The sequence below is a fragment of the Roseococcus sp. SYP-B2431 genome, from assembly GCF_004336745.1.
GTDB lineage: Bacteria > Pseudomonadota > Alphaproteobacteria > Acetobacterales > Acetobacteraceae > Roseococcus.
The window spans coordinates 163,016-185,918 of record NZ_SJXD01000026.1; the positions used below are offsets into that span (position 1 = coordinate 163,016).

The window sequence follows — 22,903 nt, forward strand, 5'->3', positions numbered from 1 at the left end:
GACGCCTCCCCGGAGTCTTAACAACATTTGTAAGTATTTCTTCTCATGGTATGATCTATGTTAAGATTGTAAGCGCGATAGCTACCACGAATATCTAAGTCTCGACCGAAACCTTCCATGCGGTACGTCGGTTTTGCCAGCAGGCGGGGGCATGGCGATGGGTCGAATCTGGGAAATTCTGAAGGATGCGGCCAAAGGGTTCGGGGCCGACAACTGCCTCACCACGGCGGCGAGCATCGCCTACTTCACGCTCTTCTCGGTGGGGCCCCTGCTCTTCATCGCCGTGGGAATCGCCGGGGCGGTGTTCGGACGCGATCAGGTAGACGAGGTGCTCACCGCCCAATTCAGCGGGATGATGGGTCAACAGGCGGCGGAGGATCTCCGCAAGATGGCCGACGGGGCCCTGGGGGATGCACGCGGAGGCTGGGCCATCCTCATCGGCCTCGGCACGCTGCTGCTCACGGCAGCCGGCGCGTTCGGAGCGCTGCAGACGGCCTTGAACCTGATCTGGAAGACGGAGACGCCCGAGGCCGGCACGATCACGGAAACGGTGTCGCGTTTCGTGAAGGCAAAGGCCGCCGCCCTTGGGCTCGTGGCGGCGACCGGCTTCATCCTGATCGCCTCGCTGGCGGTCAGCGCCTCCATCGTTGCCGTCGGCTCCTGGCTCGAGGCGTCCCTTCCGGGCGGTGCCGCCGTCGCCTTTGCACTGAACCTGGCAGTCACGATCGGGGTTCTGACGCTGCTCTTCGCGGCGATCTACAAGGTCCTACCGGACCGAAAGCTGGCTTGGCGCGACGTGCTGGTCGGCGCGCTGGTGACCTCGATCCTCTTCACCATCGGCAAGTCCCTGATCGGGCTCTACATCGGCCATAGCAACGTTGCTGCCGGCTTCGGTGCGGCCGGGACCATGATCGTGGTGCTCGTCTGGCTCTACTATTCAGGGCTGATCTTCCTGGCCGGCGCGGAGTTCACGCGGGCCTGGGCCAATCATCAGGGCTCCCGACAGGGGAAGCCCGTCGCTGCCGAAGCTTAGCGGCTCTTTCCGTGATCCGAGGCCGGCCAGCCAGGGCTCCTGCGGTCGAGGAACCTCCGGGGCGTAGCAGCCCTCCAGGGGGTCCCTTCCGCGCGCCGCGAAGGCCATTGCTTCGGTCCCCTCGGCGGTGAAGGATGAAGGGAGGGGCGGAGCCCCTCGCACCCGAGGAAAAGACATGAACGCCATCACCGGCCGCGAGCCCGAAGACCTCAACGCCCTCCCCGACGACGCCTTCCGCGCGCATATCCGCGCCTGGATCGAGGCCAACTACCCCGCCGAGATCCGCAATCCGGAGAAGCGCCTGCACTGGGAGGAGAACAAGGTCTGGTACTTCAAGCTCGCCGAGAAGGGCTGGCTCGCCCCCGGCTGGCCGCGCGAATACGGCGGGCTCGGCCTGCTGCCGGCCAAGCAGATCATCTTCACCGAGGAGCTGGAGCGCCACGGCTGCGCCCGCTGCAACGACCACGGCATCATCATGCTGGGCCCGCTGGTCATCCGCTACGGCACGGAGGAGCAGAAGCAGCAGTACCTGCCGAAGATCCTGAGCGGCGAGCACATCTGGTGCCAGGGCTATTCCGAGCCGAACTCCGGCTCCGACCTCGCCTCGCTGCGCACCGAGGCGGTGGATGCGGGCGACCATTATGTCGTGAACGGCCAGAAGATCTGGACCACGCTCGCGCAGGACGCCAACTGGATCTTTCTCCTGGTCCGCACCGACAAGGCGGCGAAGAAGCAGGAGGGCATCTCCTTCCTGCTCGTCGACATGAACACGCCCGGCATCACCGTGCGCCCCATCATCAACCTCGAGATGCACGACGAATTCTGCGAGGTCTTCTTCGACAATGTGAAGGTGCCCAAGGCCAACCTGGTCGGCCAGCTCAACAAGGGCTGGGACATGGCCAAGGCGCTGCTCTCCTTCGAGCGCATCTATCTCGGCTCGCCCCGCCAGAGCGCCTATGCGCTGACGCGGCTCAAGCAGCTCGCCGAGCGGATGGGCGTGGCGGAAGAGGGCACCTTCCAGGAACGCTATGCCCGCCACCGCTGCGACCTGGAGGACCTCAAGGCCCTCTACGGCCGCTATGTCGAGGTGCTGAAGCAGGGCCGGCCGCTGGGCGCGGACGTCTCGCAGCTCAAGGTCATCCAGTCCGAGCTCTTCCAGCGCATCACCGAGACGATGATGGAGATCGCCGGCGAGAATGCCGGCCTCTTCGGGCCGATGGAGGGCAACCGGAACCTCAATCCCGGCGCGCTCTACATCCAGGCGCGGCCGACCTCGATCTACGGTGGCACCAACGAGATCCAGCGCAACATCATCAGCAAGAACGTGCTGGAACTGCCGGGCTGAAGCCCTACTTGGCGGAGAAGTCGCGCCTCAGCAGCTTCTCCGCATCGGCCATGGTCCGGACCACGGTGAAGATGCGCCGCGGGAAATGCAGCGCGCAGGCGCGGATCCAGAGCGGCAGGCCGGGATCCGGCGAGACGAAGACGGCGTAGCGGCCCATGTCCCGCTCGTCCGCGATGGCGGCATAGGCGCGTGCGAACTGCGTCATGTCGTCGTGGCTGACCGTGCCGTGATAAATTCGCATGTCGTAGAGCCAGTCATAGCCCACGGCCTCGGGGTGCTGGGCGATCCACCCCTGCATGGCGGCGAGGAAGGCGGGCCCGTTGGTGCTGATCGCGAAGCGCATCACGAGCCTGCGTCGATCCGCTTGCCGATCGACCCGCATCGTCGCGCCAGCTTCCATAACCCCCGCCCCCCGGCAATCCGCTTCGCAGGATACATGACCCCGCCAGGTTGACCAGGAAGCTTCCCATGCCGAAGGATCACGCATGAATTCGAAGGAGCGCGCGATGCCCGAACTCTGGCGATTGGATGCGACGGAGGTGGCGCGACGGGTCCGATCCCGCGAGGTCTCGGCCCGCGAGGTGACCCTCTCCGCGCTCGCGCGACTCGAGGCGGTGAACCCACGGCTCAACGCCGTCGTGCAGGCGATGCCGGAGGAGGCGCTGGCCGCGGCCGAGGCGGTGGACCAGTCCATCGCGCGCGGCGAGGCGCCCGGGCTGCTGGCCGGCGTGCCGGTCACCGTCAAGGTGAACACGGACCAGACGGGTTTCGCGAGCACGAACGGCATCAAGCTGCAGGCCGATCATCGCGCGACGGACGACAGCCCCGTCGTCTCGAACCTGCGGAACGCGGGCGCCGTCATCATCGGGCGGACGAACACGCCGGCTTTCTCGCTGCGCTGGTTCACCGCGAACGACATCCATGGCGAGACCTGGAATCCGCGCGACAAGGGCCTCACGCCCGGCGGCTCCTCGGGCGGCGCGGCTTCGGCCACGGCGGCCGGCATCGGCGCGATCGGGCACGGGACCGATATCGGCGGCTCGGTGCGCTACCCCGCCTATGCCTGCGGAATCCACGGGCTGCGGCCCACGCTCGGGCGCATCCCGGCCTGGAATCCCAGCCTGCCCGAGCGCGACATCGGCCCGCAGCTCATGGCGGTGAGCGGCCCGCTGGCCCGGACCATCCCCGACCTGCGGCTCGCGCTGGCCGCGATGAGCGCGCGCGACCCGCGCGACCCCTGGTGGGTACCGGCGCCGCTGGAAGGCCCGCCGGCGCCCAGGCGCGCGGCGCTCTGCGTCGCGCCCGAGGGGATGAAGGTCGCGGCGCCCGTGGCCGCCGCGCTGCGCGACGCCGCGGCGCGGCTGCTCGCGGCGGGATGGGAGGTCGAGGAGGTGGCGGAGGTGCCGCCGCTCCGCGAGCCGGCCCGCCTCCAGGCGCAGCTCTGGCTCGCCATGCTTCCGCGGGGCGGGATGGCGCTGGCCGAGCGCGAGGGCGAGGCGGCCTCGCTGGCCATCTTCGGCCATATGACGGCGCTCAGCCCGCAACCCAGCCTCGCCGAATTCCAGGATGCGCTGACGGCCCGCGCGGGCTTTCTCCGCGCCTGGATGCTGTTCTTCGAGAGGTATCCGGTGGTGATCGTCCCCGTCTCGGGCGAGCTACCCTTCGCCAACCACGCCGACCAGGGCGGCGCCGAGGCGTTTTCCGCCATCATCGAGGCACAGCTCGTCCAGGTCGGGCTGCCGCTGATGGGACTGCCCGGGCTGACGGTCTCGACGGGGATGGTGGGCAAGGCGCCGGTGGGCGTGCAGCTCCTCGGCGGCCGTTACCGCGAGGACCTGCTGCTCGCGGCCGGGGAGGACATCGCGGCGGGAGGCACGCCGCCCTCGCCGGTCGAGCCGGACTGGGATTAGATCGGCCCATGCGCGCCCTCCTGCTCCTGTCGCCCCTGCTCGCCGCCTGCGCTGCCCCGCCCGGCGGCGGAACCTCCGGCTGCGACGGGCGCATCCAGCTGCGCAACGCCGCGCCCATTGCGGTGGAACAGCTCTATGTGAGCATGGCCGGGCCGTCCGACTGGGGCCGCGACCACCTGGCGCCGGGCACCCTGCCCGCGGGCAGCACGCAATCGGTCATGGCGCGGCCGGGGATCAACGCCGTGCGCGTGGTCTTCGTGAACGGCCGCGCAGCCGAGATGACCGGAATGGACGTCTGCGCCACCCCAGTTCTGACGGTTCAGCCGAACGGGCTCCAGGCCGGCCGGTAACTTCGGCCTCCAGACGCGAGTCCCCGACCGATGCCGCATCCGGCCGCGGCTGAGGCGGGACGCAACCCTGACGCGAGTGGAGCCGAGCGGCCTTCGGTGTACAGTCCAAAACTGTCTTAAATTTGCGATAATCTCCGAAGATTTAATTTTCATCCTTGCGTTTCGCGAAATTTCGGCGCACATCTCGGGAGCGATGAGCTGCCGCGGGCACGACGCCCGGGAATTTTCATCGGGCGCGAGGTGTCGAAATTTCCGTTATTGTCGCTTTTTCGGATCGTCCGAAGCGCGTCTATGCCGGAGCGTCACTTCAGCCGACTAAGCGGAGCGTTTCGAAGATGCGCGGCACCCTGCCCCTGATCCTCGCCGGAACCTGCCTGGCGATCCTGCCCCTGATGGGCCCCGCGGGCCACGCACTGCCGGCCAACATGGCCCGGCTGCCCGTCTGCGCCGCAGCGGAGGCCGGTGTCCTCACCCCGGCGCGGGACTGGCTCGGCAGCCTGCAGGGCTGGGGCGACAGCCCGGTGGTGCTCGCCTATCGAAACGTCGTCGCCCGCAGCAAGGGCAGGGCCGGCCCCCCGGGCTGCGCGCGCTGAGCTCGCCCCACATCCTTGCCGGAACGAAAAACAGGGCCTCGCGGCCCCGTTTTCATGACCGGCCGCGAAAGGCCGTCAGGCCTTCCGCGCCAGGGTCGGGATCTCTTCGCGCAGACGGAAGCGCAGCGCCGACCAGGTGGCGTCGAGCGCGACCTGCGTGACCGGCAGCAGCCCGGCCTGGGTCAGCGGCTCCCAGCCGTGGTCGCGGTCGAGGTCCGAGCGAACTGGCCCGTTCTTCTTCGGATAGGCGAACCACAGCCGCCCGCCGACTCCGTAGAGGTCCAGCGCCTTGGCGGCGACCCGGCCCAGCGAGGCGCGGTCCGACGCGAAGGCCAGGATCAGCTCGGGCTCGGAGGCCGAGGTGGCCGGCAGGCCGTGCTTGAGCCCGGCCGGCGGTTCGAGAACGGAGCACACCATGCCGGGCTTGAAGCCGAGCTTGCGGGGGATGGTGGCTTGGATGGCAACGTCAATCAGCGGTCACTCCAGCGGCTCTAGCCACCGGCCCCCAAATGGAATCCTGCGCGCGGATCGTAGCCGCGAGCTCCGTCCGCGTTCCCCCGATGGGTTCCGCGGAGAGCGCCCGCAATCTCCGAACCACCGCGGCGTCGCGCGCCACCGCAATGGCTGCTGCCTCGAGCTTGACCAGGACGGAATCAGCCAATCCGCGCGGCCCCATCAGCGCAAGCCAGGTCTCGGCTTCGTAGCCGGCGACCGTCTCCGCCACTGTCGGGGTCTCGGGCAGAAGGGCCGACCTTACGCGGGAAGTCACGGCCAGCAATCTGACCCGCCCTTCCCGCACCAGTGGCAATCCGATGACAGCAGCCTCCACATAGACCTGGACACCCCCGTCGAGCAATTCCGGAAGTGCGCCGGCGATCCCCCGGAAATGCACGAAATCGCATCGGGCACCCACCGATCTGATGAGCAATTCCAGCGCCAGATGCTGCGCCGTCCCGGCCCCAGGCGTCCCGCAAGTGCTTGGCCGGGCTTTCAAAACCTCGATCAGCTCGCCGATCGTCCGCACCCCCTGGCCAGGGCCGCCGAGCACCAGGAGAGGCAAGCTCGCGAAGCGGCTTATGGGGGTCAGGTCTGCTTGTGGGTCATAGCCCATCTGGCGCGACAGGTGCCGGTTCAGGATCATCGTCGTCGCGGTCACGACGCCGAGCGTATTCCCGTCGGGCGTCGAGCGGGCCAGCTCCTCGCCGGCGACGTTGCCGCGGGCGCCCGTGCGATTCTCGACATTGACCGGGCGGAAGAGGCGCTGGCTCAGCGCCTCGGCGAAGACCCGGGAGATCCGGTCCACGCCGCTGCCCGGCGGCAGGCCGACCAGCAGGCGGATCGGCTCGCGCTCGTCGGCCGGCGGGAGCGCCGGCGTGCCGGTCTGCGCGAAGGCGGCACCGGCCGCGAGCGCCAGGCTCAGCGCGCAGCCGATCAGCGATGGGAGGCGAAGCGGCGTCACGAGGCTTTCCTGCCGGAGCGGAACTCCGGTTCTGATTGGGGTGGCACAGTCACGTCACACAGGGGTCGGGTCAATCCGGAATCTGACCCGCCTGGAGCCGAGGGTCTTGCAGCCGAGCCCGCCCGCGCCGATTTGCGAGTTATTCGCAATGGTGAGAAGCACTTCCGCGTGGCCGGGTCGGATTGACGCAGCTGCGAAGGGACGCCTAGAAAGCACCGCAAATCAGCCATGGCTGGAGTTCATCCGAGATGAAGGCGCTGAGCGCATGAGTGACCCGCGCGAGGCCGGCATGATCGGCCGCCGCACGGACGGCAAGATCGTTCGCCGCCCGCTTTCCCCGCATCTGCAGGCCTACGACATGATGCAGATGACGAGCTTCACCTCGATCATGCATCGCGCGACGGGCTGCGCCTGGGCCGCCGGCACGCTGCTGCTGACCTGGTGGCTCATGGCGGCCGCGACCGGCGAGGTCGCCTTCGCCCGCGTGCAGTGGTTCATGTCCTCCTTCCTGGGGCTCCTGATCCTGTTCGCGCTGACGGCGACGGCCTGGTACCACACGCTGGCCGGCCTGCGGCACCTCGCCTGGGACGCCGGCTTCGGCTTCGAGATCCCGACGGTGTACAAGACCGGCCACGCGGTGCTGATCGGCACGGGCGTGCTGACGGTGCTGACTTGGCTCCTCGCCATCATCTTCTGGGGCTGAGCGCCATGGCCATCGAAACCACCTCTCCCCGCGCCATGCGCACCCCCCTCGGGCGGGTTCGCGGCCTCGGTTCGGCCAAGTCGGGCACGCATCACTGGTGGATGCAGCGCGTCACCTCCATCGCGCTCCTGCCGCTGACGATCTGGTTCGTGCTGAGCATGATCGGCCTCGCCGGCACGACCTATCTCGAGACGCTGCTCTGGATCGCGACGCCGCTCAACGCGGTGCTGCTCCTCGCGCTCATCGCGCTGACCTTCCACCACATGGCGGGCGGGCTGCAGGTCGTGATCGAGGACTATGTGCGCAACGAGTTCCAGCGCATCGCGGCGCTGCTGGTCGTCAAGGGCGGTTGCGCCATCCTGGCGCTGGCCTGCGGCTTCTCGGTGCTGCGCATCGCCTTCGCGCTCTAGGGCGCGCTGTGAATTCGCGGCGGCGTCGCGCCGCCGTTCCTGAGGCCGGCATGTTCCGGCGGGTCATTTGGGGCGTGGGGGCCATTGCCGCCGCGCCAGAGAGCGGATCGGGTCGATGAACGCCATCAGCAAGCCCTCCTTCGGCGCCTATCGCGTCGTGGACCATACCTACGACGTCGTCGTGGTCGGCGCCGGCGGCGCGGGGCTGCGCGCCACCTTCGGCATGGGCGCCGCAGGCCTCAAGACCGCCTGCATCACCAAGGTGTTTCCCACGCGCTCGCACACCGTGGCCGCGCAGGGCGGCGTCGGCGCCTCCCTCGGCAACATGGGCGAGGACGACTGGCGCTGGCACATGTACGACACCGTGAAGGGGTCGGACTGGCTCGGCGACCAGGACGCCATCGAATACATGTGCCGCGAGGCGGTGCCCGCGATCATCGAGCTCGAGCATTACGGCGTGCCCTTCTCGCGCACCGAGGACGGCCGCATCTACCAGCGCCCCTTCGGCGGCCACATGCAGGACTACGGCAAGACGCCGGCCATGCGCGCCTGCGCCGCCGCCGACCGCACGGGCCACGCCATCCTGCACACGCTCTACCAGCAGGCGCTGAAGGCCAATTGCGAGTTCTTCGTCGAGTACATCGCGCTCGACCTCATCATCGATGAGGAAGGCGTCTGCCGCGGCGTCACCGCCTGGAACCTCGAGGACGGCACGATCCACCGCTTCCGCGCGCAGAGCGTGGTGATGGCGACCGGCGGCTACGGCCGCGCCTATTTCTCCTGCACCTCGGCGCACACCTGCACGGGCGACGGCGGCGGCATGATCCTGCGCGCCGGCCTGCCGCTGCAGGACAACGAGTTCGTGCAGTTCCACCCGACCGGCATCTACGGCTCGGGCTGCCTCGTAACGGAAGGGGCCCGTGGCGAAGGCGGCTACCTCACCAATTCCGAGGGCGAGCGCTTCATGGAGCGCTACGCACCGACCGCGAAGGACCTCGCCAGCCGCGACGTGGTCTCGCGCGCCATGTCCATGGAGATCCGCGAGGGCCGCGGCGTCGGCCCGCACAAGGACCACATCTACCTGCACCTGGAACACCTGGGCGCTGCCCTGCTCCACGAGCGCCTCCCCGGCATCTCCGAAACCGCGAAGATCTTCGCCGGCGTGGACGTGACGAAGGAGCCGATCCCGATGCTCCCGACCGTCCACTACAACATGGGCGGAATCCCCACCAACATCCACACCGAGGTGCTGCGCCCCACCGCGCAGGACCAGGACGCGATCGTCCCCGGCCTGATGGCCGTCGGCGAGGCCGCCTGCGTCTCGGTGCATGGCGCCAACCGCCTCGGCACGAACTCCCTGCTCGACCTCGTGGTTTTCGGCCGCGCCGCCGCGCTGCGCGCCGCGGACACGATCAAGCCCGGCGCGAGCCAGCCGCCGCTGCCGCCCAAGGCCGGCGAGAACGCGCTGGACCGGCTCGACCGCGTGCGCCACGCCAAGGGCGGCACGTCCGTCTCCGACCTGCGGCTGAACATGCAGCGCACCATGCAGAACCACGCGGCCGTCTTCCGCACCTCCGAACTGCTGAAGGAGGGCGTGCAGAAGATGGACAAGATCGCCGCCGGCTATGACGACGTCCGCGTCGCCGACCGCTCGCTGATCTGGAACAGCGACCTGGTCGAGGCGCTGGAGCTCGACAACCTGCTCGGCAACGCGCTGACGACGATCCATGGCGCCGAGGCGCGCCACGAAAGCCGCGGCGCCCATGCCCAGGAAGACTACCCGGACCGCGACGACGTGAACTGGATGAAGCACACGCTCGCCTGGGTGAGCGACAAGCGCGAGGTCAGGCTCGACTATCGCGACGTGAAGATGCGGACGCTGACCAACGAGGTCCAGGTGTTTCCGCCCAAGCCGCGGGTGTACTGATCATGGCTCGCTACGCGATTACCTTCGATTTAGATCAAGCCACACTTGAGTCTACTTATAGAAATGCATCTTTTAAGAATGCTTATGGTGACATTCGAAAGATTCTTGAAGAGTTTGGCTTTAAATGGCAACAGGGCTCAGTTTATTTTAGTGCGGAGGGAATGAGCCCTGTTGATTGCGTCGTAGCAGTTCAGGCGATTTCAGCAGAGCATGACTGGTTTCAACCCAGCGTCCGCGACATCCGGATGCTGCGTATCGAAGAAGAAAACAATTTGATGCCCGCTCTTAATTCTCGGAACCGGCGGAAGGGCTGAAAATGGCAACGTTCACGCTCCCAAAGAACTCCACCGTCCAGGGCGGCAAGACCTTCAAGGCCGAAGCCGGCGCGACGAAGGTCAAGACCTTCAAGATCTACCGCTGGGATCCGGACGAGGACGCCAATCCGCGCACCGACAACTTCGAGATCGATCTCGACAAATGCGGCCCGATGGTCCTGGACGCGCTCATCAAGATCAAGAACGAGGTCGACACGACGCTGACCTTCCGGCGCTCATGCCGCGAGGGCATCTGCGGCTCCTGCGCGATGAACATTGACGGGCTGAACACGCTGGCCTGCCTCAAGCCCATCGACGAGGTGAAGGGCGACGTGCGGATCACCCCGCTGCCGCACATGCCCGTGGTGAAGGACCTGGTGCCCGATCTGTCGCAGGTCTACGCGCAGTACCGGAGCATCGAGCCCTGGCTGAAGGCCGAGACCCCGCCGCCGCCGGACGAGGAGCGCCGCCAGTCCAAGGAGGAGCGCGCCAAGCTCGACGGCATGTGGGAGTGCATCCTGTGCTTCTGCTGCTCGACCTCCTGCCCCAGCTACTGGTGGAACGGCGACCGCTACCTCGGCCCGGCGGTCCTCCTGGCGGCCTATCGCTGGATCGCGGACAGCCGCGACGAGTCGACCGGCGAGCGGCTGGACAACCTGGAGGATCCCTTCCGGCTCTACCGTTGCCACACGATCATGAACTGCACGCGGACCTGCCCGAAGGGGCTGAACCCCGCCGATGCGATCGGCAAGATCAAGACGCTGATGGTGACGCGGCAGGGCTGAAACCGCCGCTGGGCGCCCGGTCGTCCGGACGCCCAGCGGCGGGTCCGTCGGGCTTCGCCCGCGTCAGCCGATCGCCGCGAGCACGCCCTGCATCCGTGCCAGCGTGCCTGAGTCGCCCACGCCATCCACGCGCTCGGGCCGCCAATGGCGCTGAAAGGCCGTGACGAGCATGGGCAGCTCCAGGTCGGTGCGGTAGCCGATGCGGCCGAGCAGTTCGCGCGCATCGCCCTCGGCGGGTCCGTCCATCGCCGGCCAGATCCCGATGCCGTTCTCCGCCAGCCCCTGCCAGTCGAAGAGCTCGCCCGGATCCTGCTTGCGGTCTGGCGCCACGTCGCTGTGGCCGACGACGTTGCGGGCCGGGATGGGGTGACGACCCAGGATCTCCAGGCAGAGGTCGGCCACCGCGGCCATCTGCAGGGCCGGAAAGTGGCGGTAGCCCCATTCATGGCCCGGATTGACGATCTCGATGCCGATGGAGACGTCGTTCAGCGCCTCGCGGCCGCGCCAGTGCGAGACGCCGGCATGCCGCGCCCGCAGCAGCTCGGGCACGAGATGAAAGATCCGGCCGTCCTCCTCGACGACATAGTGCGAGGAGACCACGGCCTCGGGGTCGCGCAGCCGGGCGATGGCCTCGCCGCCGCACCTCATGCCGGTATAGTGCAGGATCAGCGTGTCTATGACGGCGCCCGCCGGGCGCTCGCTCGCATTGGGGGACGGCAGCTCCGTGGCGCGCAGGCTCAAAGCTTGCGCTCGCGCTTGATGCGGTCCCAGGCATTGTTGATCTCGGCCACCTTGCCCGTCGCCCGCTGGATCAGGTCCTGCGGCGCCCCGCGCGAGGCCATGGCATCCGGGTGGTTCTCGCGCATGAGCTTGCGCCAGGCGGCCCGGACCTGCTCGTCGGTCGCATCCTTCGGCAGGCCGAGCACCGCATAGGCGTCCACGCCCGGCATCTCGCTTGCGCCGGCGCCCGGCCGCGCCTGGCCGTCGCGGGCGCGCTCCCATTCGCGCGCCTCCAGCCGGAAGCCGGTCTGCACGCGCTGGAGGAAGCGCACCTCGCCGCGGGTCAGCGGCCCGTCGGCCCGGGCGATCTGGAAGAGCGCGCCCAGCACGTCCTCCAGAATGGGCTTCTCGGCGGCGAAGGCCTCGCCGAGGCGGTCGGCGAAGGGCTCGAAATCCTCCGAAGTCCGGCGGGCCTCGTCGAAGAGCTCCGCCACGTCCTTCATGTTCTGCGGCGGGATGCGGAACATCCGCTTGAAGGCGTCGATCTCGGCGCGGACCACCGGCCCGTCGCATTTGGCGAGCTTGGCGGAGAGCACGACCACCGAGATGGCGAAGAGCTGCTCGCGCGAGCCCAGCATCGCGGCCATGTTCGCCGCGTTGGGGCCGAGGCGCGTGGCGCTGTCGGCCGCATGCCCCGCCATGGCACCCATGACGGCGCCGACGGGCCCGCCCGTCGCGAAGCCCGCGATCCCCCCGATGATCTTGCCCCAGAAGCCCAACAGGAAATCCCTTCGCCTCCGCAGGGACGTAACACGCCAACCCCCTTGCGCGCCACGCCTCGCGCCTGCAAAGCGGAGGCGTCTCGAGGAGTATCGGAATGAGCGTGGGGACTTGGCAGTTCTGGATCGATCGCGGCGGCACCTTCACCGATGTGGTGGCCCGGCACCCTGACGGCTCCCTCTCCACCGCCAAGCTGCTCTCCGAGAATCCCGAGCGCTACAGGGACGCCGCCGTCGCGGGCATCCGCCAGGTGCTGGGCCTCGAGCCGGGCGCGACGCTGCCCGAGGGGCTGGTCGAGGCCGTGAAGATGGGCACGACCGTCGCCACCAACGCTCTGCTGGAACGCAAGGGCGAGCGCGTGCTTCTGCTGGTCCCGGTGGGCTTCGCCGACATGCTGCGCATCGGCAACCAGGCGCGGCCGCGGCTCTTCGACCTGAACGTGAAGCTGCCCGAGCTGCTGCACGAGCGCGTGGCCGAGATCGGCGGGCGGGTCTCGGTGGACGGGGCGGAGATCGAGCCCCTCGACGAGGCCGCCGCCCGCGCGGCGCTCCAGGCCGCCCATGACGACGGCATCCGCGCGGTCGCCATCGTGCTGATGCATGCCTGGGCGCATCCGGCGCACGAGCTGCGGATCGGCGCCATCGCCGCCGAGATCGGCTTCCCGCAGATCAGCCTCTCGCACCAGGCGAGTCCCCTGCCCCGCATCGTGCCGCGCGGCGACACGACCGTGGTGGACGCCTATCTCTCGCCGATCCTGGGCCGCTACGTGCGGCAGGTGGCGTCGGAGCTGGGCGGCCCCGTCCGATCGATCGACGCCGAAGGCGGCGGGCGTGGATCGGCCGGGCCAAGCCTCCGATCGATCGACGCCGTTGGCGGCGGGCGTGAATCGGCCGGGCAGCCCATCAAGCTCTATTTCATGCAGTCCTCCGGCGGCTTGGCCGAGGCGAGCAGCTTCCAGGGCAAGGACGCCATCCTCTCCGGCCCGGCCGGCGGCATCGTCGGCGCGGCGCGGACGGCGGCCATGGCAGGCTACGACCGCATCATCGGCTTCGACATGGGCGGCACCTCGACGGACGTGGCGCTCTATGCGGGCGCTTTCGAGCGCGCCTTCGAGACGGTGGTGGCCGGCGTGCGCATGCGCGCGCCGATGATGGCGATCAACACGGTGGCCGCCGGCGGCGGCTCCATCCTGAAGTTCGATGGCGCGCGCTATCGCGTGGGCCCCGAGAGCGCGGGCGCGGTCCCGGGCCCGGCCTGCTACCGCCGCGGCGGGCCGCTGACCGTGACCGACGCGAATGTCATGGCCGGCAAGATCCAGCCGCGCCACTTCCCGGCGATCTTCGGCCCGAATGGCGACCAGCCCCTCGACGCGGAGGTGGTGCGCGGGAAGTTCGCCGCCCTCGCCGCAGAGATCGCGAAGACCACGGACACTTCGCCTTCGCCGGAGCAGGTCGCCGAGGGCTTCCTCCGAATTGCCGTCTCGAACATGGCCCATGCCATCAAGCAGGTGAGCCTGCAGCGCGGCTATGACGTCACGAAATACGCGCTGGCCTGCTTCGGCGGCGCGGGCGGGCAGCATGCCTGCCTCGTGGCCGACGAGCTCGGCATGGAGACCGTCTTCATCCACCCCTTCGCCGGCGTGCTGAGCGCCTATGGCATGGGCCTGGCCGACCAGGCGGTGATCCGCGAGGCGGCCGTCGAGAAGCCCCTCGCGCCCGAGGGCATCGGCGTGCTGGAGGCGCGGCTCGCGGAGCTGGAGGCCGCCGGGCGCGCCGAGCTGGTGCGCCAGGGCGCCGATCCGGCCAGGCTGAAGGCCGAGCATCGCCTGCACCTGCGCTATGCCGGCACCGATGCCTTCCTGCCCGTCGCCTTCGGCTGCTACCACGGCGTGCTGCGCGACTTCACGGAGGCGCATCGCGCGCGCTTCGGCTTCGCGACACCGGAGCGCCAGGTGGTCGTGGAGGCCGCGCTCGTGGAGGTCACCATGCCGGGCGAGGCGGTGCAGGAGGAGAAGCTGGCGGAACGGCCGACCGGCGAGGCCATCCCGCTGCTCGACCGCGTCAGGCTCTTCGCGCAGGGCGAGGCGCATGACGCGCCGGTCCATGACCGCGAGGCGCTGCTGGCGGGCGATGCCATCCGCGGGCCCGCGCTGATCCGCGAGGCCATCGCGACCACCGTGATCGAGCCGGGGTGGGAGGCGCGCGTCACGGCGCTGAACCACCTCGTGCTCCACCGCGTCGAGGCGCGCGCGGCCGCGCGGCTGGCCGAGACCGGTCGTGTCGATCCAGTGATGCTGGAGCTGTTCAACAGCCTCTTCATGTCCATCGCCGAGCAGACGGGCACGGTGCTGCAGAACACCAGCCTCTCCGTGAACATCAAGGAGCGGCTGGACTTCTCCTGCGCCATCTTCGACGCCACGGGCCAGTTGGTCGCGAATGCCCCGCATGTTCCCGTGCATCTCGGCGCGATGGGCGAGAGCGTGCGCACGGTGATCCGCTCGCGCGGCGCCACGCTGCGGCCGGGCGACGTGGTGGCGCTGAACAATCCCTACAATGGCGGCACGCATCTGCCGGACGTGACGGTGATCACGCCCGTCTTCGACGAGGCGGGGCGCGAGATCCTCTTCTTCGTCGGCTCGCGCGGGCATCACGCGGATATCGGCGGCCTCACGCCCGGCTCCACCCCGCCGGGCTCGGCCACGCTGGAGGAGGAGGGCGTCGTCATCGACGACTTCCTGCTCGTCGATGCCGGCCATTTCCGCGAGGCGGAGTTCCGCGCGCTGCTGGCCTCCGCGCGCTACCCGGCCCGCAGCCCCGACGTGAACCTGGCCGATGTGAAGGCGCAGGTCGCCTCCAACGAGATGGGCGTGCAGGAGCTGCGGCGCGCCGTGCGCGAATTCGGCCTCGGCGTGGTGCGCGCCTATATGGGCCATGTGATGGACAATGCGGAGGAGAGCGTGCGCCGCGTGCTCTCCACGCTGAAGGACGGCCGCTTCGAGACGGTCACCGACGACGGCACGCCCCTCGTCGTCGAGGTGCGCGTGGACCGGGCGAACCGCCGCGCCGTCATTGACTTCACCGGCACCGGCCCGGAGCGCCCCGACAACTTCAACGCCCCGGCCGCCGTCTGCCGGGCGGTGGTGCTCTACTGCTTCCGCTCGCTGGTGGGCGAGGACATCCCGCTGAACGACGGCTGCCTCAAGCCGCTGGAGATCATCGTCCCGCCGGCGAGCTTCCTGAGCCCGACGCCGGGCCGGGCCGTGGTCGCCGGCAACACCGAGGTCAGCCAGGTGACCTGCAACGCGCTGCTGGCCGCGCTCGACGCCTGCGCCGCCGCGCAGTCGACGATGAACAACTCGCTCTTCGGCGACGACACCTACCAGTATTACGAGACGATCTGCGGTGGCACGGGCGCGGGCCCGGGCTTCCACGGCACCAGCGCCGTGCAGACGCATATGACCAACACCCGCATGACCGACCCCGAGATCCTGGAGATGCGCTACCCCGTGCGCCTCGAGGAATTCTCGATCCGCCAGGGTTCGGGCGGCGCGGGGCAGTGGAAGGGCGGCGACGGCTCGCGCCGGCGCATCCGCTTCCTGCGCCCGATGCAGGCGGTGGTGGTGGCCTCGCGCCGCAACGTGGCGCCGCACGGCCTGCACGGCGGCGCGGACGGCCTGCCGGGCCGGCAATGGGTGGATCGCGCCGACGGCACGCGCGACATCATCCCCGGCAACGCCGGCAAGGCCGATCTGGAGCCGGGCGACATCCTCGTCGTCGAGACGCCGGGCGGCGGCGGCTGGGGCAAGAGTTGAGCCGAGCCGCCACCCTGCGCGGGGCCATTCTCGCGCTTCTCGCGGGGCTCGCGGCCCTGGCGGCGGTGGCGGCTTACCTGCTCCCGAAATACCTGGACTGGGACCGCCATCGCGGGACCATCGCGGCCCTCGCCTCGGAGCGGCTGGGCCGCCCGGTCTGGCTCGAAGGCCCCGTCACCCTCGAGCTGCTCCCCCAACCGCGGCTGGAGGCGTCGCGCATCGTCATCGGCCAGACCGCCGACGACGTCCGCATGTCGGCCCGCGCCCTGCGCCTCCGCCTCGACCTCGGCGCCCTGCTGCTCGGCGGGATCCAGGTGCGCGAGCTGGCCTTGGTCGGCGCCGATATCCGCCTGCCCTGGCCACCCACGGCGCTGCCCGGGCTGGCGCCGCTCCCGCGCCTGACGGCCCTGGATGCGCGGCTGGAGGACAGCCGCATCTCCATCGGCGACGCGGTGATGGAGGGCGTCTCCGCGCGCCTCACCGCCGGCAACCCCTCCGAGGCGCTGACGGCCGAGGGCGCGCTGGTCTGGCGCGGCCGGCCGGTGCGCTTCCAGGCCACGCTCGGCCGGGCCGGCGACGACGGGATCGCGCCTCTCGATCTCTCGGCGAGTCATGCCGGCGTGAACCTCCAGGCTCGCGGCGCGCTGCTGGCCGAGGGCGGCTTCGAGGGGCGGCTGGAGGTCGGCGGCCCGGACCTCGCGGCCGTGATCCCCGCCCCGCCCGGCCCCTTCCGCGCGACCTCCTCGCTTCTGGCCGGCGCCGAGGCGCTCACGGCCGGGCAACTCACCCTCGAGCTGGGCGGCCAGACGGTGCGCGGCTCGGCGCTGCTGCGGCTGGGCCGCGAGCCCCGCTTCGATCTGACGCTGGCCACGCCCCGCCTCGACGTGGAGCCCTGGCTGGCCGCCCTGCGCGGCGCCGGTCCGCAGGCCGTCCCCGTCTCGCTCGACCTCTCCGCCGAGGGCGCCACGCTCGGTCCCCTCCGCCTGCGCAAGCTGCGCGCCGCCGCCTTTCTCCAGGGCGAGCGCCTGACGCTCAGCGACGTCTCGGCCGAGCTTCCCGGCGACACCACGCTGGAAGCCTCCGGCGCCAGCGCCGGGCCGCGGCTGGACCTGGCCCTGCGCTGGCGCTCCGCGCGCCCCGGGCAGCTCGCCGAGGCACTGGGCCTGCAGGCCCGCTGGCCGCTGCCGGTCGGCGGCTCCGAGGGCCAGCTTCGCCTCTCCTGGGAGGGGCCGCAGTTTACCGCGACCGACCTCACCGCGCGGCTCGGGGCGACCCGCGCGACCGGCGGCTTCGTCTGGCGGCAGCAGGCCCGGCCGAGCCTTGCCCTCGGGCTGGAATTCGACGCGCTGGAGACGACCGTCACGCCCCGGCAGCTCCTGGCGTCGCTGCGCGAGGCGGGCGCGGAGGCGGATTTCCAGCTGCGCCTCGGCTTCGGCCGGCTGGTCCTCGGAGGCTCCATCTGGGACCGGCTGGCCTTGGACGGCGCCGCGGAGAACGGGCGCCTCCTCTTCCGCCGCCTCGCCGGGCGTCATCTCGGCCTGGACGTGACCCTGGCCGGCACGCTGGCCGCCGGCCGGGTCAGCGAGCTCAGCCTGGAGGCCGAGGGCGCCGCCGGCCCGCTCCTCGCGCGCCTGGGGCTCGACCGGCCGGGCCTGGCCGCCCTGCCGCTGCGGTTGCGCGCCACGGGCGCCGGGCCGCTGGACGCGCTGGCGGTGCGGCTGGAGAGCGACCTCGCCGAGGCCCGCATCGAGGCGCAGCTCACGCTGGACGAGGCCCTCCTGGACCAGGGTTCGGGGCGTGGCCAGGGCACCGTGACCATGCGCCATCCGGGCGCGGCCCGGATGATCGGCACGCTGCTGGAGCGGGAGGCGCCGGGCTGGATCGGCGAGGGCTCCTTCTCGCTGATCGCCAGCCTCGCCGGCCGTCCCGGATCCTGGAGCGCCGAGAGCTTCGAGCTCGTCGCCGGCGAACTGCGCGGCCGCGGCCAGCTGGCCGTCGCCGCGGCCGAAGGGCGCCGGGCCATCACCGGCCGCCTCGCCATGGACCGCCTGCCGCTGCCGGACTGGCGGGCCTTGGACCTCGGTGCCTGGCCCGACCTGAACCTCGACGTCGCGCTGACCGCCGATCGCGTGGAGCCCATGGGCCTGCCGGCGATCGAGCAGGTCTCGGCCAACCTCCGCGCCGACGCCGCCTCGCTGCGGCTGGAGGACCTGCGCGGCAGCCTGGCGGGCGGCACCCTGGCCGGCACCGCCCGGCTGGAGCACGGGCCGGCGCTCCGCCTCTCGGCCGATGGCAGCTTCACCGATGTGGTGCTCTCCGCGCCCTTGTCCGGCCGGCCCGTGGATATCGGCGCAGGCCGCCTTTCCGGCGAGTTCCGCCTGGCCAGCACCGGGAATGCCCCGGCCTCGCTCGTGGCCGGGCTGGGCGGCGCCGCGCGGCTCACGCTGCGCGACGGCGTGGTGCAGGGGCTGGACGGCGTGGCGGCCGCCGGCGCGCTCGGCCTGGCCGATCTGCGCGCGGCGGAGGCGGCGCTGCGGGCAGCGCTGCGCGGCGGCGCCACGCCCGTCGAGCGGGGGACCGCGAGCCTCTCCCTGGCCGCTGGCACCATCACGGTCGACGAGGCGGCGCTGGGCGGCGATGCGGGGCTGGCGCTGGGCCTCGCCGGCCAGATCGACCTGCCCCGCGACGTGCTCGACCTTCGCATCACCCTGCCCGTGCAGGAGGGCGCGCCCGAGGTCGCGCTACGCCTCACGGGGCCGAGCCTGGCGCCGCGCCGCCTGGTGGAGATTGCGCAATGGTTGCGCTGGCGGGCGGAGCACTCGCCTTAGGCCATGGACGAAAGCCGTGGCGCACGGCATTTTGAAACGTGGTGATCGAAGGCGCCAAGGCGTCCGGAGATCTGAATCACGCGCTAAGACAAAGGACTAGATCGGGACAAGTGAGCGAATGCGAACGCATCACGATCTAGGATCGCGCTCGGGTCCGAAAAGGCAGCACTGACATGGCGATTGAGACAGGTACCCGGGCCGATGCCCTCGCGCGCGCCGCCGCGATGTTCGACGAGGGGAAGCTCAAGGCCCGGCTCGCGGATTTCGTCGCCATTCCCTCGACGGCGCAGGAGGAAGGCTACGAGCCCCATCTGACGCGGTATCTGGAGCAGGCCATCAAGCCCTGGGTGGAGAGCCTGGGCTTCACCGCCGTCACGATCCACCCGAACCCCCTGGAGGGCTTCGGCCCTATCCTCACCGCCGAACGCATCGAGGACCCCGCGCGTCCGACGGTCCTGCTCTACGGGCATGGCGACACGGTGCGCGGCCTGGACGACCAGTGGAGCGAGGGCCTCAAGGCTTGGGAGCTCATCGAGCGCGACGGCAAATGGTACGGGCGCGGCACGGCCGACAACAAGGGCCAGCACGTCATCAACCTCATGGCCCTGGAGGCCACGCTGGCCGCGCGCGGCGGCCGGCTGAACGCCAACGTCAAGCTCGTCCTCGAAATGGCGGAGGAGCGCGGCAGCCGCGGCCTGCGCGAGTTCGTGGCGCAGAACGCCCGCCTTCTGGCCGCCGACGCGCTCATCGCCAGCGACGGCCCGCGCGTGATGCCCGAGGTGCCGACCATCGCCACCGGCACGCGCGGCACCTTCCACTTCGACCTCGTCGTGAAGCTGCGCGACGGCGGCGTGCATTCCGGCCATTGGGGCGGCCTCACCAGCGATCCGGCCGTCATCCTCGCCCATGCCATCGGCACCATGATGGACCGCAACGGCAAGATCCTCGTGCGCGACTGGCTGCCCCGCAACGGCGTCCCCGCCGATGTCCGCGGCGTGCTGGACGGCTGCGAGGTGGGCGGCGGCGGCGAGGCCGCGACGATCGACCCGGACTGGGGCGAGCCGGGCCTCACGGCGGCGGAGAAGATCTACGGCTGGAACAGCCTCATCATCCTCGCCATGGTCAGCGGCCGGCCGGAGAACCCGGTCAACGCCGTCGCCCCCGATGCCCGCGCGCATTGCCAGATCCGCTACACCGTGGACAGCGATCCGGACAGTTTCGCGGAGTCGCTTCGCAAGCATTTCGACGCGCATGGGCTGCAGAACGTGCGGATCGAGAACGCCTTCACGCGGATGCCGGCCTCCCGCACCTCGCCCTCGCACCCCTGGGTCGTCTGGGCGCGCGAGAGCATGGAGAAGTCGTTGGGCAAGCCCGTGCAGGTCATTCCGAATTCCTCGGGCGGCCTGCCGGGCGATGTCTTCGTCGACCACCTGAACGTGCCGCTGGTCTGGGTGCCGCACAGCTACAACGGCTGCAAGCAGCACGGGCCGGACGAGCACCTGTTGCCGGGGCCGGCGCGCGAGGGGCTGCTCGCCTTCGCCGGGATGTATTGGGACCTGGGCGAGAAGTAAGGGCGGGGCGCTGCCCCACGCCCCGCTTGGGATCGTGTCGATCCCCAGGCCCCTGACGCGAATGAGGGCTCATGGATAGCCTGCTGCTTCGGCTGGGCATGGCACTGGCGATCGGGCTGCTGGTGGGACTCGAGCGCGGCTGGCGCGAGCGCGACGAGCCCGCCGGCAGCCGCACCGCCGGCATCCGGACCTATGGCATCTCAGGGCTGCTCGGCGGGATTCTGGCGGTGCTTTCCCAGGCCTTCGCGACGACCTCGGTCTTCATCGCCGGCCTGCTGGGCTTCGCGCTCGTTTTCGGCTGGTTCAGCTTCCACGAGGCGCGGCACGACCGGAACTTCAGCGTCACCGGGACCATCGCCGCGATCTGCGTCTTCGCGCTCGGGGGGCTCGCCGTGGTCGGGGACTACCGGGTCGCCGCGGGGGGCGGCGCCGGGCTGGCGGCCGTGCTGGCGAGCCGCGAGGCGATGCACGGCGTGTTGCGGCAGCTCACCTGGATCGAGCTGCGATCGGCCATCGTGCTGGCGGTTATGACCGCCATCGTCCTGCCCCTCCTGCCGAATCGCACGATCGATCCCTGGGGCGGGCTGAACCCCTGGGAGATCTGGTTCTTCACGGTGCTGACCGCGGCACTCTCCTTCCTCGGCTACATCGCCGTCCGCGTCCTGGGCGCCGCGCGCGGGCTGCTGGTGAGCGCCCTGGCCGGCGCGCTCGTCTCCTCGACGGCGGTGACGCTCGCCTTCGCCCGCACGGCCCATCAGAGCAGCAATGTGCGCTCCCTTTCGGGCGCGGCCGCTCTGGCGGCCATGGTCTCGATCCTGCGCGTGACGGCGGTGGTCGCCCTGCTGCAGCCGCATGTCCTGCCGGCGATCGTACCGGCCGCGCTGGCGGCGGCGGCCACCTTCGCGCTGTTCGGCCTGTCGCTGATCTTCCATGCGCGAGGGGAGGAGGCCTCCTTGCCTGCGAGCAATCCTTTCGCGCTGGGCGCCCTGCTGCTCTTTGCGCTGCTCTTCGCGGTGGTCTCGACAGCCAGCGCCGCGCTGGTGGGCCAGTTCGGGGGAGGGAGCGTGGTGGCGACCTCGGCGCTGTCCGGCGCCTTCGACGTGGATGTCGCGGTGCTGAGCGCGCTTCGCCTCTTCGACCAGGGGATTCCGGCGCGCCTCATCGGCGAGGCGGTGCTGGCGGCCCTGGGCGTCAATGCGCTGGGACGGCTGTGTCTGGCCATTCCGGCGGGGCCGGTGGCCTTCTGGCTGCCGCTGGTGGCGGCAGCTGCCAGCGCCTTTGCGGCGGGTCTTTCGACCTTCCTGCTGCTCGGCTGACTTCGCCTCAGATGAGCCGGGCGTCCCGCAGCGCGGCGCGCAACCCGGGCGGGAGCGCGTCGAGGCCCGGCGCCATGCTGTGATCCGCCAGGTCGGGCGGCGTGGCCTCGGGCTCCAGGTAGCGCCAGCCCTGGAAGGCCTTCGCCGCGCGGGCCGCGACCGGCACCAGCAGGGGATCGAGCACGATGCCCGCGCAGGCCGTGCCGTCCTCCATCGTGTCGTCGATGATGTCGACGACGCGCTGCCGCGCCTGGATGAAGCCGGCGATCACCCAGTAGATGCTGCCGCCGTCCAGGATGTCGTCGCGCCGCTTCGGACGGTTTCGCGTCCGGTGCCGCAGCGGCGGATGGGTAAGGGCGCGCTCCGCCTGCCAGGCCTGCAGGCCCGCGACATCCTTCGAGCCGACCGAGAGCTTGATGAGATGCAGCATGCGGGAATGAATGGGCGCCCCGCCGGAGTCGGACAAGGCCAGGGGCCGAATGGGTTGTGGAGAAGCCGATTGCCCTCAAAGCCGAGCGGCCGGAGTTGCGCCCGCCTTCCGAGGGGGAGAATGATGCCGGGCGGCCTGTAAGCCGGGTTCTGTCTTGGCCCGAAAGCCATGGACGACCATTCCTCTGGGACCCGCGTCACCGCGGGCCTCGCGCGGCCAACCCGGAGGACGGGGCGGAAATGCCCCTGCTTGCGCTGCCCTCCCTATTCGGCCTTGCTCCCGGTGGGGTTTGCCGTGCCGCCGCCATTGCTGGAAGCGCGGTGGGCTCTTACCCCACCGTTTCACCCTGACCGCCCGAGCCCCCGCCGAAGCAGGCACTGGAGCGGCGGTCTGTTCTCTGTGGCACTTTCCCTAGGCTTACGCCCGCCGGCCATTGGCCGGCACCGCATTTCCGTGGAGCCCGGACTTTCCTCCAGCCCCGCGATCGCTCGCAGGACCAGCGGCCGTCCAGCCGCCCGGCACCGGGTGCTTGTTGCGCAGACCCTTGCCGGCCGGTCAAGCGCGTTTGTGTTGCCCGATTGCAACAGCACTCGAAAAGCCTGTCACGCCATGGAGGTA

General features: G+C 70.3%; 20 protein-coding genes and 1 other RNA gene. 14 read left to right on the forward strand and 7 right to left on the reverse strand.

Annotated elements, in window-relative coordinates:
* Positions 1-151 precede the first annotated feature (151 nt).
* Entirely contained in the window at positions 152-1,033 is an 882-nt protein-coding gene (locus EJV46_RS15250; protein WP_131549549.1) for a YihY/virulence factor BrkB family protein, read from the forward strand.
* Between the two features lie 175 nt (positions 1,034-1,208).
* Positions 1,209-2,378, forward strand: coding sequence for an acyl-CoA dehydrogenase family protein (locus EJV46_RS15255; RefSeq protein WP_131549550.1), 1,170 nt, complete (start codon positions 1,209-1,211; stop codon positions 2,376-2,378).
* Positions 2,379-2,382: 4 nt separating this feature from the next.
* Here the strand turns inward: EJV46_RS15255 and EJV46_RS15260 are convergent, their stop codons facing one another.
* The gene (locus EJV46_RS15260; protein ID WP_131549551.1) at positions 2,383-2,721 is read right to left on the reverse strand and encodes a hypothetical protein; all 339 of its coding nucleotides are present in this window, start codon (positions 2,719-2,721) and stop codon (positions 2,383-2,385) included.
* A gap of 163 nt (positions 2,722-2,884) precedes the next feature.
* Here EJV46_RS15260 and EJV46_RS15265 point away from each other — a divergent pair, with 163 nt between their 5' ends.
* The 3 genes from EJV46_RS15265 to EJV46_RS15275 all read left to right on the forward strand — a co-directional run bounded on the left by EJV46_RS15265 (position 2,885) and on the right by EJV46_RS15275 (position 5,231).
* Positions 2,885-4,288: an amidase family protein gene (locus tag EJV46_RS15265; protein WP_131549552.1), complete on the forward strand. Its 1,404-nt coding sequence runs from the start codon at positions 2,885-2,887 to the stop codon at positions 4,286-4,288.
* Positions 4,289-4,296: 8 nt separating this feature from the next.
* Positions 4,297-4,638 carry a hypothetical protein gene (locus tag EJV46_RS15270; RefSeq protein ID WP_131549553.1) on the forward strand — a complete coding sequence of 114 codons (342 nt, stop codon included), beginning with the start codon at positions 4,297-4,299 and terminating at the stop codon, positions 4,636-4,638.
* Between the two features lie 335 nt (positions 4,639-4,973).
* The gene (locus EJV46_RS15275) at positions 4,974-5,231 is read left to right on the forward strand and encodes a hypothetical protein (RefSeq protein ID WP_131549554.1); all 258 of its coding nucleotides are present in this window, start codon (positions 4,974-4,976) and stop codon (positions 5,229-5,231) included.
* 75 nt (positions 5,232-5,306) lie between these two features.
* Here the strand turns inward: EJV46_RS15275 and EJV46_RS15280 are convergent, their stop codons facing one another.
* Positions 5,307-5,648, reverse strand: a complete 342-nt coding sequence (locus EJV46_RS15280) for a hypothetical protein (RefSeq protein ID WP_131549555.1) — start codon at positions 5,646-5,648, stop codon at positions 5,307-5,309.
* A 49-nt stretch (positions 5,649-5,697) separates the two neighbouring features.
* Positions 5,698-6,690, reverse strand: a complete 993-nt coding sequence (locus EJV46_RS15285; RefSeq protein WP_165585563.1) for a tripartite tricarboxylate transporter substrate binding protein — start codon at positions 6,688-6,690, stop codon at positions 5,698-5,700.
* 265 nt (positions 6,691-6,955) lie between these two features.
* Between EJV46_RS15285 and sdhC the strand changes: the two genes are divergently transcribed.
* The 5 genes from sdhC (at position 6,956) to EJV46_RS15310 (ending at position 10,829) form a co-directional block, all read left to right on the forward strand.
* A complete protein-coding gene (gene sdhC, locus EJV46_RS15290; RefSeq protein WP_131549557.1) occupies positions 6,956-7,393 on the forward strand; it encodes a succinate dehydrogenase, cytochrome b556 subunit in 438 nt (145 codons plus the stop codon).
* Positions 7,394-7,398: 5 nt separating this feature from the next.
* Positions 7,399-7,803, forward strand: a complete 405-nt coding sequence (gene sdhD, locus EJV46_RS15295) for a succinate dehydrogenase, hydrophobic membrane anchor protein (RefSeq protein WP_131549558.1) — start codon at positions 7,399-7,401, stop codon at positions 7,801-7,803.
* A 115-nt stretch (positions 7,804-7,918) separates the two neighbouring features.
* Entirely contained in the window at positions 7,919-9,730 is a 1,812-nt protein-coding gene (sdhA, locus tag EJV46_RS15300) for a succinate dehydrogenase flavoprotein subunit (RefSeq protein WP_131549559.1), read from the forward strand.
* 2 nt (positions 9,731-9,732) lie between these two features.
* A complete protein-coding gene (locus EJV46_RS15305) occupies positions 9,733-10,044 on the forward strand; it encodes a virulence factor (RefSeq protein ID WP_131549560.1) in 312 nt (103 codons plus the stop codon).
* 2 nt (positions 10,045-10,046) lie between these two features.
* The gene (locus EJV46_RS15310; protein WP_131549561.1) at positions 10,047-10,829 is read left to right on the forward strand and encodes a succinate dehydrogenase iron-sulfur subunit; all 783 of its coding nucleotides are present in this window, start codon (positions 10,047-10,049) and stop codon (positions 10,827-10,829) included.
* A gap of 63 nt (positions 10,830-10,892) precedes the next feature.
* Here EJV46_RS15310 and EJV46_RS15315 read toward each other — a convergent pair whose 3' ends face one another.
* Together EJV46_RS15315 and EJV46_RS15320 are read right to left on the reverse strand one after the other, a co-directional pair.
* Positions 10,893-11,570: an N-acetylmuramoyl-L-alanine amidase gene (locus EJV46_RS15315; protein ID WP_240782580.1), complete on the reverse strand. Its 678-nt coding sequence runs from the start codon at positions 11,568-11,570 to the stop codon at positions 10,893-10,895.
* Positions 11,567-12,328: a TerB family tellurite resistance protein gene (locus tag EJV46_RS15320; RefSeq protein WP_131549562.1), complete on the reverse strand. Its 762-nt coding sequence runs from the start codon at positions 12,326-12,328 to the stop codon at positions 11,567-11,569. The genes EJV46_RS15315 and EJV46_RS15320 overlap by 4 nt, the downstream gene beginning before the upstream one ends.
* A 98-nt stretch (positions 12,329-12,426) precedes the next feature.
* Between EJV46_RS15320 and EJV46_RS15325 the strand changes: the two genes are divergently transcribed.
* The 4 genes from EJV46_RS15325 to EJV46_RS15340 all read left to right on the forward strand — a co-directional run bounded on the left by EJV46_RS15325 (position 12,427) and on the right by EJV46_RS15340 (position 21,855).
* Entirely contained in the window at positions 12,427-16,140 is a 3,714-nt protein-coding gene (locus tag EJV46_RS15325; protein WP_131549563.1) for a hydantoinase B/oxoprolinase family protein, read from the forward strand.
* Positions 16,137-18,968: an AsmA family protein gene (locus EJV46_RS15330; RefSeq protein WP_131549564.1), complete on the forward strand. Its 2,832-nt coding sequence runs from the start codon at positions 16,137-16,139 to the stop codon at positions 18,966-18,968. The genes EJV46_RS15325 and EJV46_RS15330 overlap by 4 nt, the downstream gene beginning before the upstream one ends.
* A gap of 173 nt (positions 18,969-19,141) precedes the next feature.
* Positions 19,142-20,539, forward strand: a complete 1,398-nt coding sequence (locus EJV46_RS15335) for a M20/M25/M40 family metallo-hydrolase (protein ID WP_131549565.1) — start codon at positions 19,142-19,144, stop codon at positions 20,537-20,539.
* A 71-nt stretch (positions 20,540-20,610) separates the two neighbouring features.
* Positions 20,611-21,855 carry an MgtC/SapB family protein gene (locus EJV46_RS15340; RefSeq protein ID WP_131549566.1) on the forward strand — a complete coding sequence of 415 codons (1,245 nt, stop codon included), beginning with the start codon at positions 20,611-20,613 and terminating at the stop codon, positions 21,853-21,855.
* Positions 21,856-21,862: 7 nt separating this feature from the next.
* On the opposite strand, the gene EJV46_RS15345 is transcribed toward EJV46_RS15340, so the two are convergent.
* The gene (locus EJV46_RS15345; protein ID WP_131549567.1) at positions 21,863-22,285 is read right to left on the reverse strand and encodes a DUF1489 family protein; all 423 of its coding nucleotides are present in this window, start codon (positions 22,283-22,285) and stop codon (positions 21,863-21,865) included.
* Between the two features lie 122 nt (positions 22,286-22,407).
* Positions 22,408-22,804, reverse strand: an RNA gene (gene rnpB / locus EJV46_RS15350) — RNase P RNA component class A.
* Between the last annotated feature and the right edge of the window lie 99 nt (positions 22,805-22,903).